Source organism: Tibeticola sediminis, assembly GCF_003843835.1.
Classification (GTDB): Bacteria; Pseudomonadota; Gammaproteobacteria; order Burkholderiales; family Burkholderiaceae_C; genus Tibeticola; species Tibeticola sediminis.
In genome coordinates this window covers 225,133-237,611 of sequence record NZ_RKQL01000003.1, presented here as the reverse complement: position 1 = coordinate 237,611, position 12,479 = coordinate 225,133, and the positions used below count along the sequence as shown (strand labels likewise).

The 12,479-nt window shown below is 67.4% G+C and carries 14 protein-coding genes; 10 read left to right on the top strand and 4 right to left on the bottom strand.

Annotated elements, in window-relative coordinates:
* Position 1 precedes the first annotated feature (1 nt).
* Positions 2–820 carry an SDR family oxidoreductase gene (locus EDC62_RS08090; protein ID WP_124222462.1) on the bottom strand — a complete coding sequence of 273 codons (819 nt, stop codon included), beginning with the start codon at positions 818–820 and terminating at the stop codon, positions 2–4.
* Positions 821–855: 35 nt separating this feature from the next.
* On the opposite strand from EDC62_RS08090, the gene EDC62_RS08085 reads away from it, so the two are divergent.
* The 5 genes from EDC62_RS08085 (at position 856) to trxC (ending at position 4,794) form a co-directional block, all read left to right on the top strand.
* Positions 856–2,016 carry a class I SAM-dependent methyltransferase gene (locus EDC62_RS08085; protein WP_124222460.1) on the top strand — a complete coding sequence of 387 codons (1,161 nt, stop codon included), beginning with the start codon at positions 856–858 and terminating at the stop codon, positions 2,014–2,016.
* A gap of 19 nt (positions 2,017–2,035) precedes the next feature.
* The gene (locus EDC62_RS08080; RefSeq protein WP_124222458.1) at positions 2,036–2,230 is read left to right on the top strand and encodes a DUF2905 domain-containing protein; all 195 of its coding nucleotides are present in this window, start codon (positions 2,036–2,038) and stop codon (positions 2,228–2,230) included.
* A 68-nt stretch (positions 2,231–2,298) separates the two neighbouring features.
* Entirely contained in the window at positions 2,299–3,282 is a 984-nt protein-coding gene (locus EDC62_RS08075) for a sulfurtransferase (RefSeq protein ID WP_124222456.1), read from the top strand.
* 31 nt (positions 3,283–3,313) lie between these two features.
* A complete protein-coding gene (locus tag EDC62_RS08070) occupies positions 3,314–4,279 on the top strand; it encodes an ROK family protein (protein WP_124222454.1) in 966 nt (321 codons plus the stop codon).
* A gap of 74 nt (positions 4,280–4,353) precedes the next feature.
* Complete coding sequence (gene trxC / locus EDC62_RS08065; RefSeq protein WP_124222452.1) at positions 4,354–4,794, top strand: thioredoxin TrxC; 441 nt, start codon at positions 4,354–4,356, stop codon at positions 4,792–4,794.
* 69 nt (positions 4,795–4,863) lie between these two features.
* Here the strand turns inward: trxC and EDC62_RS08060 are convergent, their stop codons facing one another.
* The 3 genes from EDC62_RS08060 to EDC62_RS08050 are packed head-to-tail and all read right to left on the bottom strand — an operon-like array spanning position 4,864 to position 7,840.
* The gene (locus EDC62_RS08060) at positions 4,864–6,153 is read right to left on the bottom strand and encodes a multifunctional CCA addition/repair protein (protein ID WP_124222450.1); all 1,290 of its coding nucleotides are present in this window, start codon (positions 6,151–6,153) and stop codon (positions 4,864–4,866) included.
* Positions 6,150–6,842 carry a glutathione S-transferase family protein gene (locus EDC62_RS08055; protein ID WP_124222448.1) on the bottom strand — a complete coding sequence of 231 codons (693 nt, stop codon included), beginning with the start codon at positions 6,840–6,842 and terminating at the stop codon, positions 6,150–6,152. Before EDC62_RS08055 ends, EDC62_RS08060 begins: the two co-directional genes overlap by 4 nt.
* Positions 6,843–6,862: 20 nt before the next feature.
* Positions 6,863–7,840 carry a complex I NDUFA9 subunit family protein gene (locus EDC62_RS08050; protein WP_124222447.1) on the bottom strand — a complete coding sequence of 326 codons (978 nt, stop codon included), beginning with the start codon at positions 7,838–7,840 and terminating at the stop codon, positions 6,863–6,865.
* 201 nt (positions 7,841–8,041) lie between these two features.
* Between EDC62_RS08050 and EDC62_RS08045 the strand changes: the two genes are divergently transcribed.
* From EDC62_RS08045 to pyrC, 5 genes are all read left to right on the top strand, one after another.
* Positions 8,042–8,941 (top strand): amino acid ABC transporter substrate-binding protein, encoded by a 900-nt coding sequence (locus EDC62_RS08045; RefSeq protein ID WP_124222445.1) that lies wholly within the window; start codon positions 8,042–8,044, stop codon positions 8,939–8,941.
* A 129-nt stretch (positions 8,942–9,070) separates the two neighbouring features.
* Positions 9,071–9,790: an amino acid ABC transporter permease gene (locus tag EDC62_RS08040; RefSeq protein ID WP_124222443.1), complete on the top strand. Its 720-nt coding sequence runs from the start codon at positions 9,071–9,073 to the stop codon at positions 9,788–9,790.
* 57 nt (positions 9,791–9,847) lie between these two features.
* On the top strand, positions 9,848–10,534 hold the full coding sequence (locus EDC62_RS08035) for an amino acid ABC transporter permease (RefSeq protein WP_124222442.1): 687 nt from the start codon (positions 9,848–9,850) through the stop codon (positions 10,532–10,534).
* 30 nt (positions 10,535–10,564) lie between these two features.
* Entirely contained in the window at positions 10,565–11,302 is a 738-nt protein-coding gene (locus EDC62_RS08030; protein ID WP_124222441.1) for an amino acid ABC transporter ATP-binding protein, read from the top strand.
* A gap of 110 nt (positions 11,303–11,412) precedes the next feature.
* Positions 11,413–12,456 (top strand): dihydroorotase, encoded by a 1,044-nt coding sequence (pyrC, locus tag EDC62_RS08025; protein ID WP_124222440.1) that lies wholly within the window; start codon positions 11,413–11,415, stop codon positions 12,454–12,456.
* The last annotated feature ends 23 nt before the right edge of the window (positions 12,457–12,479 follow it).

The following is a 12,479-nucleotide window of genomic DNA, read 5'->3' as shown; positions in this document are numbered from 1 at the left end:
TTCACATCATCGAAAAATCGCGCTCGAACCGCATCAGGTGCTGGCCGCCGTCGACCAGCAGCGTGGTGCCAGTGAGCGCGCGGTTGGTGAGCGCAAAGCGCACCGCGTGCGCGACATCCTCGGGCGTGGACGAGCGGCCCAGCGGGCTGAGCCGGTGCAGCGCGGCGAACTTCTCGTCGCTCAGCCACGGGCTCGTGAGCGTGAGGCCTGGTGCCACCCCGACCACGCGCAACCGCGGCGCCAGTGCCTGCGCGAGCAGCGTCACCGCGCTCTCGAGCGCCGCCTTGGAGAGCGTGTAGCTCAGGAAGTCGGGGTTGGGGTTCCAGAGCTTTTGGTCCAGCAGCGGCACCAGGACACCGTGGGCGTCGGCCTCGCCCGCCTCGGCGCGCGCGGCGAGCTGCGCGGCCAGCGCCTGTGCGAGGATGATGGCCGCGCCGCAGTTGGTGCGCAGGTGGCGCTCCATCGCCGCGTAGGAAAAGCTCGCGGCGTCGTCGTGCTCGAACAAAGCGGCGCTGTGCACCACGGCCTCGACCGGGCCCATCGTGGCGGCCACGCGCGGCAGCAGCATACGGGCGGCGGCCTCGTCGTCCAGATCTGCAGAAAAAGCGGCAGACCCCAGCGTCAAACGGTCACAGTCCGCTACTGTTTTGAGAGCTTCTTCGGCTGAATTGCGGTAGTGCACCGCCACCCGCCAGCCGTGCGCGGCCAGGTCCAGCGCGATCGCACGCCCGAGGCGCTGCGCTGCACCCGTGACGAGCACCACCCCGTGCGCAGGCGTGCAGCCGCCGGGCGCAACAACCAGCGCATCGGGGGAGGGCATCGGGTCAGGGGCCATTGGGTGACAATCGGCGGGTGATGGACGAACGCGCAAGTGTACCGACGCCCCCCCCGCCGCGCGGCACCGAGGGGCATGCGGCTTTGGATCGCCTGTTGGCGCAGACCATCGCCGCGGCCGGCGGCTGGATAGGCTTCGACCGTTTCATGGCGCTGGCCTTGTATGCGCCGGGGCTGGGGTATTACAGCGGCGGCGCGCCCAAGTTCGGCCACTTTCCGCAGGGCCAGAACGGCGCAGGCAGTGATTTCGTCACCGCGCCTGAACTCTCCCCGCTGTTTGCCCAGACGCTGGCCGTGCCGCTCGCCGAGGCTCTGGCGCGTACCGGCACCGATGCGCTGTGGGAGTTCGGCGCCGGCAGCGGCGCACTGGCCGCGGAGCTATTGGCGGCGCTCGACGCGATGGGGGTGGCGGTGCGCCGCTACACCATCGTGGAAGTCTCGGGCAGCTTGCGTGCGCGGCAACGCGAGCGGCTTGCGGCTTGGGGTCAGCGGGTGCAGTGGGCCGACACCCTGCCCGATGCGATCGAGGGCGTCGTCATCGGCAACGAGCTGCTCGACGCGATGCCGGTCAAGCTTCTGGCACGGCGCGGCGGGGTGTGGTTCGAACGTGGCGTCGCGCGCGCGGCCGATGGTGCCTACGCCTGGGTGGAACGCCCGACCGAGCTGCGCCCGCCGATCGAGCCCGAGGGGCGGCACGACTACCTGACCGAAATCCACCCCCAAGCCGAAGCCTTCGTCGCCACCCTGGCCGAACGGCTGCGCGCCAGCCCGCGTGGCGGCGCGGCCTTTTTCATCGACTACGGCTTCCCCGAAGCCGAGTACTACCACCCCGAACGCAGCGCTGGCACGCTGATGTGCCACCGTGCGCATCGCGCCGACGCCGATCCGCTCTCGGACGTCGGCGAGAAAGACATCACCGCGCATGTGAACTTCACCGGCATCGCACTCGCCGCGCAGGATGCGGGCCTCTCCACCCTGGGTTACACCGCGCAGGGCCGGTTTCTGCTCAACTGCGGCATCGCCCAGCGCATGGAGGCTGCGGACCTGGCCACGCGCACGCAGGCGCATCGGCTCATCGCCGAGCATGAAATGGGCGAGCTGTTCAAGGTGCTGGCGCTGTGCACGGGCGAGGGCTGGCCGAGCTGCGGCTTTGCCACCGGCGACCGCACGCACCGCTTGTGAGCGCAACCGGCCCACGCGCATGATCCGCTGGCTCATCGTCGTTTTTCTCGCGCTGGTGCTGCTCAACGGGCTCACGCCTTGGTTGCAGCGGCTCGGCTTTGGGCGGCTGCCGGGCGATTTCCGCTTTCGCCTCTTTGGCCGTGAGTGGTTCATCCCTTTGACCACCACGCTCATCCTGAGCGCGCTGGCGAGCGTCATCGCGCGCTGGATTTGACCGCAGGCAGGCGCTCGATTACTGTGCGGCTCGTATACCCCTATCCCTATATTTCTGGAGGAGATCCCATGAACCGAACCCCCCGCTGGCTCTCAGCGCTGATTGGCGGCGCTGCGCTCCTGGCCGCCAGTGCCGTGCAGGCGCTCACCTTGCCCGGACCGCTCGTGGACGTACCTTGGCTCAAGGCGCACCAGGCCGAGGTGCAGGTCGTCGATCTGCGCGACAACCTCAACAGCCTGACCGAAAAACCCAAGTACGAAACCGTCGCCGGCAAGCCCGTGCTCGAGCAGGTCGGCGGGCACATCCCCGATGCGCTGTCGGTGAACTTCTGGGGGCTGCGTACCAAGCGCAACATCGCAGGCAAGGAGATCGACTACCAGATGCTCAGCGCCGCCGAGTTCCAGGCGCGCATGCGCGGCGTGCAGCTCGAGCCGGGCAAGCCCATCGTCGTCACCCCCACCGGCGACGACGCCACCTCGCTGCAAGAGGCCGCGTATTTCGTGTGGATGCTGCAGGTCTACGGTGTGCCGCCTGAGCAAATCGCCATCCTCAACGGCGGCGTGCGCGCCTGGATCATGGCCGGCGGCGAGATCGACACCGACGCCATCGCGCCCATGGGCCAGAGCAACTGGACGGCCCAGAGCGCCCGCGCCGGCATGGTGGCGAGCCGCGAGCAGCTGCAAGCCGCCTTGAAGGCGAAAAAGCCGGTGTTCGACACCCGGCCGATCACGCAATACCTCGGGCTCGACGCCGTGCCCGCCATCCCGAAGCGCGGGCGCATCGCAGGCACCGAGCCGATTGCGGCCGAATGGCTCTATGAGCAGGCGGCCGATGGCTCGTGGCGTTACCTCAGCGCCGAGAAATACCGCGCGATCTTCTCGCTGCCCGGCATCGTGCGCCCGCGCCCCGGCATCGTGTTCTGCAACACCGGCCAATACGCGGCCGGCGCCTGGTTCGTGCTCGAGCGCGTGCTCGGCATGAAGGGCGTGGCGATGTTCCCTGGCGGCTTCTACGAGTGGGTCATGCTGGGCCTGCCCGTCGACGAGCGTTGAGGCTGCGCGGGGGCGGGGAGGGCTCGCAGCGGTGCGCTGGTTTGCCTGCGTCGACATCGGCGGCACCAAGGTCGCCGTGGCGCTCGCCCGTGCAGCGGGCGCGGCGCGTCCCGAATTCGGCCCCGCGCGGCGTGAGCCGACGGTGCGCCAAGGCGAGCCCGTAGCCCTGGCCCTACAGGTGCTGCGGCTCGTCGACGCCGTCTGTGCCGAGGCCGGCATCCGTCGCGCGGCGCTGGCGGCGGTCGGCGTGGCCTCGGCTGGGCCGTTTGCGCACCAAGGCGGTGCGCTCGGCCTCGTCACGCCCAACCTCTGCGGCGGCTTGAGCGGCGGGCAAACCGGCCTGCCCAATGACTGGACCTTTTTGCCGCTCGAAGCGCCGCTGCGCGCCGCCTTGCCCGAGGCGGTGCGCCTGCGCATCGAGAACGATGCCATCGCCGCGCTCGAGGCCGAGCGGCGCTGGGGCGCGCTGCAGGGCCGCTCGCACTGCGCGTATGTGACCTGGAGCACCGGGGTCGGCGTCGGGCTGTGCGTCGATGGGCGGGTGCTGCACGGCAAACACGGCAACGCAGGCCACGCGGGGCACCAATTCGTGAATGACGACGCCAGCGGCGCGCGCTGCGGCTGCGGCAACCTGGGCGATGTCGAGGCCCAGGTGGCGGGCGGCGCGCTCGAGCGGCGCTTCGGGCGCGACCCGGCCGCGCTGTGGGCCGCCGCGCTCCAGGGTGGCGACGCGCGCGCCCGGGCGCAGGTGGAGGCTGTCTGCGCGGTCATGGGGCGCATGCTCTACAACCTCGTCGTCACGCTCGACCTCGATGCGGTGGCACTCGGCGGCGGCGTGTTCTGGCCACACCGCGACTGGCTGTTGCCGCGGCTGCAGGCGCAGATCGACGCGCATTTCCCCGCGCTGACCGCCGGCGTGCGGCTGCACCCGGCGGGCCTCGGCGAGCAGGTCGGCCAGTACGCGGCGGCCGCACTGGTGGCGGGGGCGGAGGAATGACCGGCGGGGGTATCGCCTTGAAAACGCACGCCTCGGCCCAAAACTGACCAAAAACCAAATTCAGGAATTACGCCATGTCCAATCCCCTGCACATCGTTTGCCCGCACTGCCACACCACCAACCGCGTTGCGCCCGAAGCTTTGGGCAGCGCGCCCAACTGCGGCAAATGCCATCACGCCCTGTTCGACGCGCATCCGGTCGCGCTCGATGAATCCAATTTCGACCGCCACATCAGCCGCAACGACATCCCTGTGCTCGTCGACTTTTGGGCCCCGTGGTGCGGGCCCTGCCGCATGATGGCGCCGGCGTTCGAGCAGGCCGCCGCGCAGCTCGAACCGCGCGTGCGGCTGGCCAAGGTCAACACCGAAGAGGCGCAGCAACTCGCCGCGCGCTTCAACATCCGCAGCATTCCCACGCTGGCGCTGTTCCAGGGCGGCCGAGAAATCGCCCGCCAGGCCGGCGCCATGACCTCACCCGCGCAGATTGCGGCTTGGGTGCGGCAGCACATCCGCTAAAACCTGTTTCTCGCGCCGTCCATCGCACACTGCCAGGCGCTCGAGGTCGGGTCCCGGTTCCGCGTTACCCTACGCGCAGCCTGACGCCGGTTTGTCGGGCGCGGACAGCCCAGCCTGCTCGACCGCAGCCACCCGTGCCGCATGCACCGCAGCGCCGATGGCCGGGCCTTGGGCGCCTCGGGCCGCCGCTGCTGCGGCGACGGCTGCGGTGTCGACCGATTGCGCGGCAGCGAGCGCCTGCAGCAGCCGATCGCGCTGTGGGTAGGGCAGTTCCTCGTAGCCCAGGCGGCCGCGGGCGTCGCATTCACACGCGAGCAGCACGTCGGCAAAGCGTGCGGGCTTGCGCAGCGCATCGCAACGCTCGAGCAGGCGCACCGTCGCGGCGGCGCTGAAGCCGAGGCTGGCATGGATGTGGCCGTGCTCGCGCGCGACCACGTCGGCGAGCTCGCGGCAGTCCTTGGGCACTTTGAGTCGTTCGCACAAGGGGCCGAGCAAGCGCACGCTGCGCTCTTCGTGGCCGATGTGCCGTGGCAGCACGTTGGGCGGCGTCGTGCCCTTGCCGAGGTCATGCGTGAGCGCGGCAAAGCGCACCGGCAGGGACGCCGCGAAGCGTGCGGTTTGCTGCAGCACCATCATCACATGCACGCCGGTGTCGACTTCGGGGTGGTAGTCGGCGCGCTGCGGCACGCCCCAGAGCCGGTCGACTTCGGGCAGCAGCACGGCCAAGGCACCGCAGGCCCGCAGGACCTCGAACATGCGCGCTGGCGCCGTCTCCATGAGGCCGCGGGCGAGCTCCTGCCACACGCGCTCGGGCACGAGGTGGTTCACCTCGCCCGCCGCCACCATCTCGCGCATCAGCGCGAGCGTCTCGGGGGCGACTTGGAAGTCGGCAAAGCGCGCGGCAAAGCGTGCCACGCGCAGGATGCGCACCGGGTCTTCGCGGAAGGCGTCGGTCACATGGCGCAGTACGCGCGCGCGCAGGTCGCGCAGGCCGCCGTAGGGGTCGATCAGGTGTTCTTCCAGGCTGTTTGGGCCCGATGCCGGCGTGAAATCGGCCGGGAGTGCCATCGCATTGATCGTGAGATCGCGCCGAGCCAGATCCTCTTCGAGCGTCACGTCGGGCGCGGCATGGACCACGAAGCCGTGGTAGCCGGGCGCCGTTTTGCGCTCGGTGCGGGCAAGCGCGTATTCCTCATGCGTTTCGGGGTGCAAAAAGACCGGGAAGTCGCGCCCGACTGGGGTGTAGCCCAGCGCGACCATTTCCTCCGGCGTTGCGCCCACGACCACCCAATCGCGGTCTTGCACGGGCCGACCGAGCAGCTCGTCGCGGACCGAGCCGCCGACGCGGTAGATCTTCACGCCTTGTTGCCGTGCAGCCGGTACGGTTCCTCGAACGGCCGAAAGTCATGTTCGGCTCGTGCGTCGTCGACCCAGGCTCGCACCGAAGGCAGCGCGCACACGCGCTCGACATAGCCCGCGACGGGCTCGGGCACGGGCAGGGCATAGGTTTGGATGCGCATCACCACCGGTGCGAAATACGCGTCGGCGATGCTGAAGTCGCCAAACAGCATCGGCCCCCCGTGGGCGTGCAGCAGTTCACTCCACATGGTGGTCAGGCGTTGCAGGTCGCTGCGAACCGCCGGTTTGTCGCGCAAGGCCAGCGCGCCGACCTCGGGCAAGGACGCCTCGATGTTCATGGGGCAGGCCGCGCGCAAGGCCATGAAGCCGCTGTGCATTTCGGCGCAGATGCTGCGGGCATGCGCCCGCGCGCGCGGCTCGCGTGGCCACAACGCGCGATCGGGGAATTGCTCGGCCAGCGTCTCGGCAATGGCCAGCGTATCCCAGACGACGAGATCGTCCTCGACGAGCACCGGCACCTTGCCGGTGGGGCTGATGCCGGCGAGCCGCTGCTTGAACGCGCTGTCGGGCCCGAAGCCGTCAAAGCGCACCATCACTTCCTCGAACGGGATGCCCGCTTCGCGCATCAAGACCCACGGCCGCATCGACCAGGACGAATAGTTTTTGTTGCCGATCCAGAGTTGGCGCATGGCGAGGTTCCTAGGATGGTTTACGGAGTGTCGACGCGGCGGCGGACGAGATCGAGCCCGCTGCGCGGCCCACGGTGGCCGAGATAGCCCGGCGCGATGCCCGAGGGCGGCGCGGGCCGGATGCCCAGCGCCTCGAGGCCGAGAAAGGCGCCGGTGGCGACGTTGTCGACTTTGAGCGAGTCGAGGTTGTCGCGGCTCATCAGTGGCTCGCCCGGAAGCAGCTCGAGCAGTGCGGCCTGCAGCCAGCCCAGGGCATCGGGCAGCGGCAGCACCGGTCGGCCTCGACCCTCGTTGACGCCGGCCCAAGCACCGGCGGCACGCGCGAGCTCGCCGAGCGTATACACCTCGGGGCCCGCGGCTTCGTAAATCTGGCCGAGGCTCTCGCGCGATTGCGGCCCCGAGATCGCGCGCGTCATGCCGAGCGCGACGTCTTCGACCCAAACCGGCTGCAGCCGCGCCTGCGCCCGCGCCAGCGGCATCACGGGCAGCTTGCGCTGCAACTCGGCAAACAGGTTGAGGAAGCGGTCGTCCGCGCCAAAGATGACGCTGGGCCGAAACACCGTCAGATCGATCAGGCCGGCTGCCGCAGCGTTGCGGAAGACCGCCTCGCCGCGCGCCTTGCTGCGCAGATAGCGCGAAGGCGCATCGACCGCCACGCCCAGCGCACTGACGTGGATGACGCGCCGAACGCCGGCCTTGCGCGCGGCGCGCAGGATGCGTTCGGGCAGTTCGACATGCGTGCGCTCGAACGCTTCCTCACTGCCGTGCAGGATGGCAATGAGGTTTACGACGGCGTCATGTCCCGCGAGTTGCCGCGCCAGTTGCGCCTCATCGAATACGTCGACCTCGATCGGGGTGACCAGCGGTAGGCTCTGGATCGCTTGGGCATTCACGAGCCGCCGCGTCGCCACGGTGATGCGCTGGCCGGCGCGGTTGAGCTGCTCACACAGATGGCGGCCGACGAAGCCGGTGCCGCCGAGGACAAAGATCTTGTTCATGGGGCGAACTGTAGGGCAACTGGGACCGGTCCGCGACAGGACCAGGGCAAGGCTGAATGAGTTCGCGTGATGGGATGCGAGGCGCGCGAGGGACTGTTCAGCGTTGCCCTAGGGTTTGTTCGGGACCGGCGGTAAGCGGCGAGGCCTAAAATCTGCCGTTGGGTTGATCCATTTTTATCCACTGGCCCTAAGGATGTTCTCATGAAGAAATCGATCGTCGCCTTCGCAGTCGCCGCCCTCACCATGGGCAGCGCGCTTGCTCAGACCAACGACACCATCGCCAAGGTCAAGGCTTCCGGCACCATCACGATGGGTGTGCGCGACTCGTCGGGCGCCCTGTCTTACACGCTCGGCGACGGCAAGTACGTCGGCTACCACGTCGAGCTGTGCCAGCGCATCATCGACAACCTCGAGAAGCAAATCGGCAAGAAGCTCGAGGTCAAGTACCAATCGGTGACGTCGCAAAACCGCATTCCCTTGGTTCAAAACGGCACGGTCGACATCGAGTGCGGTTCCACGACCAACAACCTCGCGCGCCAAAAGGACGTCGCTTTTGCGGTCACGACCTTCATCGAGGAGGTGCGCATGGCGGTCAAGGCCAACTCTGGCATTACCTCGATCGCACAGCTCGACGGCAAAAACGTTGCCACCACGACCGGCACCACGTCCGTGCAAACGCTGCGCAAGAACGAGCGTGCCCGCGGCATCGACTTCAAAGAGGTCTATGGCAAAGACCATGCCGACAGCTTCCTGCTGCTCGAATCGGGCCGTGCGGATGCGTTCGTGATGGACGGCTCCATCCTCGCGGGCCTGATTGCCAACTCGAAGAACCCGGCCGACTACAAGATCGTCGGTGAAGTGTTGTCGGTCGAGCCCATCGCCATCATGATGCGCAAGGATGACCCGGCCTTCAAGAAGCTCGCGGACGACACCCTCATCGGGCTGATGAAGTCGGGCGAAATCGCCAAGATCTACGACAAGTGGTTCATGCAACCGATTCCGCCCAAGGGCGCACGGATCGGCTTGCCGCCGAGCGAAAACCTCAAGGCAGCCTGGGCGAATCCGAACGACAAGCCCATGGAAGCCTACAACGCACGTTAAGGACAATCCGCTTCGTCCCGGCCGGGCCGGGCCAGCGCAACCCCGCCTGGGTATCGTGCCCTGGCGGGGTTGCCGTTTTGCGCCTGGCGCGACGCGGCGATGCGCCCAAGCTTCGAAAGGAGAGTTCCGATGACATGGGAATGGCAGGTTTTTCTGGCGGATGACGGCAGTGGTCGCACGTATCTGCAGTGGATGCTCGAGGCCTGGCGCTGGACGCTGGCGGTCGCGGGCGCATCTTGGGTCGTCGCGGTGTTCGTGGGCTCGGTGGTCGGCGTGCTGCGCACCTTGCCCGACAGCCCTTGGCTGAGCCGTTTTGCCAATGGATGGGTCGAGGGTTTCCGCAACATTCCGCTGCTGGTTCAGGTCTTCCTCTGGTACTTCGTGGTACCCAAGGTGTTCCCAGCGTTTCAGCAAGTGCCAGGCTTTGTGCTGGTCGTCTTTGCGCTCGGGTTTTTCACCTCCGCGCGCATTGCCGAGCAGGTACGCGCGGGTATTCAGTCGCTGCCGCGCGGGCAGCGCTATGCGGGCATGGCGCTGGGCCTGACGACGGCGCAAACCTATCGCTACGTCATCCTGCCGATGGCCCTGCGCATCATCCTGCCGCCGCTCACGAGTGAATCGATGAACCTGTTGAAGAACTCCTCGGTGGCGTTTGCGGTGTCCATTCCGGAGTTGACGATGTTTGCGATGCAGGCGCAGGAAGAGACGTCGCGCGGCATCGAGATCTATTTAGCGGTCACGGCGCTCTATGCGGTCTCGGCGTTTGCAGTCAACCGCATCTTTGCCTTCATCGAGAAGCGGGTGCGCATTCCGGGCTTCATCGTCGCTGGCGGCGCGGGAGGGCATTGAGATGCAGATCCAACGCTTCGACCTTGGGCCCACGACCCGACTGAAAGGAGCCTGACCATGCTCGGACTCGACTTCAGCTGGCTCGACTGGGACATCATCGACAAGTTCGTGCTGGGCGGGCTGCGCTTCAGCGTGCAACTCACCCTGGTGGCGACCGTCGGGGGCATTTTGTTTGGAACGCTGCTCGCGCTCATGCGGCTCTCGGGCAAGTCCGTGTTGGCCGGTCCTGCGACCGTCTACGTCAACGGCATGCGTTCAGTGCCGCTGGTGATGGTGATTCTGTGGTTTTTCCTGCTCGTGCCGGCGGGTTTCTACACCTACCTGCCCGACGGGGCGAACCACCGTGCCGAGTATTCGGCCATCATCACCTTCGTGGCCTTCGAGGCGGCCTATTTCAGCGAAATCATGCGGGCGGGGATTCAGTCGATTCCGCGCGGCCAGGTGTTTGCGGCGCAGGCGCTCGGCATGAACTATGCGCAGACCATGCGCCTGGTCGTTCTGCCGCAGGCGTTTCGCAACATGGTGCCGGTGCTGCTGACGCAGACCATCATCCTGTTCCAGGACACCTCGCTGGTCTACGCCATCGGTGCCTACGACCTGCTCAAGGGCTTCACCAACGCCGGCAAGATCTATGGCCGCACCGAAGAGGCGTATCTGCTCGCGGCGGTCGTTTATTTCGTGATTTGCTATGCCTTGTCGTGGACCGTCAAACGGCTTCAGGCCCGCATTGCCATCATCCGCTGATGGCGCTCGCATCCACGCCGGAGAATGAACATGATCGAACTCAAGAATGTTTCCAAATGGTATGGCCCTGTGCAGGTGCTCAACGACTGCTCGGTCAGCATCGCCAAGGGCGACGTGGTGGTGGTTTGCGGCCCTTCGGGCTCGGGCAAGTCCACCCTCATCAAGACCGTCAACGGCCTCGAGCCGATCCAGAAAGGCGAAATCTGGGTCGACGGCATTCCCGTCCACGACCCCAAAACCGATTTGCCCAAGTTGCGCAGCCGCGTGGGCATGGTGTTTCAGCACTTCGAGCTGTTTCCGCATCTTTCGGTCACCGAGAACCTCACGCTCGCGCAGGTCAAGGTGCTCGGGCGCAGTCCCGACGAGGCCAAGACGCGCGGCCTCAAGATGCTCGACCGGGTGGGCCTGATGGCGCACAAAGACAAATTCCCGGGCCAGCTCTCGGGCGGGCAGCAGCAGCGCGTGGCCATTGCGCGTGCGCTCTCGATGGACCCCATCGTCATGCTGTTCGACGAGCCCACCTCGGCGCTCGACCCCGAAATGGTCGGCGAGGTGCTCGACGTGATGGTGACGCTGGCCAAGGAGGGCATGACCATGATGGTGGTCACGCATGAGATGGGCTTTGCACGCAAGGTGGCGAGCCGCGTGATCTTCATCGACGTGGGCGGGCGCATCCTCGAAGACTGCTCCAAAGACGAGTTCTTCGGCCACCCCGAAAACCGTCAGCCGCGCACCAAGGATTTCCTCGACAAGATCCTTTCGCACTGACCTTCATCTTTGCCTCACGCGCAGCGGGCACCCTCGGGTGCCCGTTTTCGTGGTGCGGCGGTCGCAAGGCGGGGCGCCATGGATCGGCGCATTTGGGACAATCCGGCTCCATGACTGACACCCTCACCCTCACCCGACCCGACGACTGGCATCTGCACCTGCGCGACGGCGCGGCGCTGGCAACCACCGTGCCGCACACCGCCGCGCAGTTCGCGCGCGCCATCGTCATGCCCAATTTGAAGCCGCCCGTCACCACGGCCGAGGCGGCGTTGGCCTACCGTGCGCGGATCCAGGCCGCCGTGCCCACGGGAATGGCGTTCGAGCCGTTGATGACGCTCTACCTCACCGACAACCTGCCCCCGGAGGAAATCCGCCGCGCCAAGGCCGCTGGCGTGGTGGCGGTCAAGCTCTACCCCGCTGGCGCCACCACCAACAGCGATGCCGGCGTGACCGACATCCGCAAGACCTATGCAACGCTCGAAGCCATGCAGCGCGAGGGCCTGCTGCTGCTGGTGCACGGAGAAGTGACCGACCCCGAGGTCGACCTGTTCGACCGCGAAGCCGTGTTCATCGAGTGCGTGCTCGAGCCCCTGCGGCGCGACTTTGCGGGACTCAAGATCGTGATGGAGCACATCACCACGCGCGAAGCCGCTCAGTACGTCGCCGAGGCCGATGGGCTCCTGGCCGCCACCATCACCGCGCATCATCTGCTCTACAACCGCAACGCCCTGTTCACCGGTGGCATTCGCCCGCATTGGTACTGCCTGCCCGTGCTCAAGCGCGAGCAGCACCGGCAGGCGCTGGTGGCCGCGGCGACCAGCGGCAGCCCGAAGTTCTTCCTCGGCACCGACAGCGCGCCGCATCCCGCGGCTCTCAAGGAAGCCGCGGTGGGCTGCGCCGGCTGCTACACCGCCCACGCCGCAATCGAGCTCTACGCCCAGGCTTTCGAGGCCGCCGGCGCGCTCGACCGGCTCGAAGCGTTCGCCAGCCACCACGGCCCCGACTTCTACGGCTTACCGCGCAACACCGGCACCCTCACCCTGCGCCGCGAGCGCTGGACACCGCCCGCGTCCTTCCCCTTCGGCGAAGCCGAGCTCAAGCCGCTGGCTGCGGGCGAGGCGCTGGGGTGGCGGGTGGTGGCTGAGCGGGCTTGAGCACGCGGGGCATGGCCGGTACC

Excerpts from the sequence above, each read along its gene's own strand:
- EDC62_RS08080 (WP_124222458.1), top strand. The coding sequence starts at position 2,036 with ATGATCCGCTGGCTCATCGTCGTTTTTCTCGCGCTGGTGCTGCTCAAC.
- pyrC (WP_124222440.1), top strand. The coding sequence starts at position 11,413 with ATGACTGACACCCTCACCCTCACCCGACCCGACGACTGGCATCTGCAC.
- EDC62_RS08030 (WP_124222441.1), top strand. The coding sequence starts at position 10,565 with ATGATCGAACTCAAGAATGTTTCCAAATGGTATGGCCCTGTGCAGGTG.
- EDC62_RS08045 (WP_124222445.1), top strand. The coding sequence starts at position 8,042 with ATGAAGAAATCGATCGTCGCCTTCGCAGTCGCCGCCCTCACCATGGGC.
- EDC62_RS08055 (WP_124222448.1), bottom strand. The coding sequence starts at position 6,842 with ATGCGCCAACTCTGGATCGGCAACAAAAACTATTCGTCCTGGTCGATG.
- EDC62_RS08050 (WP_124222447.1), bottom strand. The coding sequence starts at position 7,840 with ATGAACAAGATCTTTGTCCTCGGCGGCACCGGCTTCGTCGGCCGCCAT.
- EDC62_RS08040 (WP_124222443.1), top strand. The coding sequence starts at position 9,071 with ATGACATGGGAATGGCAGGTTTTTCTGGCGGATGACGGCAGTGGTCGC.
- EDC62_RS08090 (WP_124222462.1), bottom strand. The coding sequence starts at position 820 with ATGCCCTCCCCCGATGCGCTGGTTGTTGCGCCCGGCGGCTGCACGCCT.
- EDC62_RS08075 (WP_124222456.1), top strand. The coding sequence starts at position 2,299 with ATGAACCGAACCCCCCGCTGGCTCTCAGCGCTGATTGGCGGCGCTGCG.
- EDC62_RS08035 (WP_124222442.1), top strand. The coding sequence starts at position 9,848 with ATGCTCGGACTCGACTTCAGCTGGCTCGACTGGGACATCATCGACAAG.
- trxC (WP_124222452.1), top strand. The coding sequence starts at position 4,354 with ATGTCCAATCCCCTGCACATCGTTTGCCCGCACTGCCACACCACCAAC.
- EDC62_RS08085 (WP_124222460.1), top strand. The coding sequence starts at position 856 with ATGGACGAACGCGCAAGTGTACCGACGCCCCCCCCGCCGCGCGGCACC.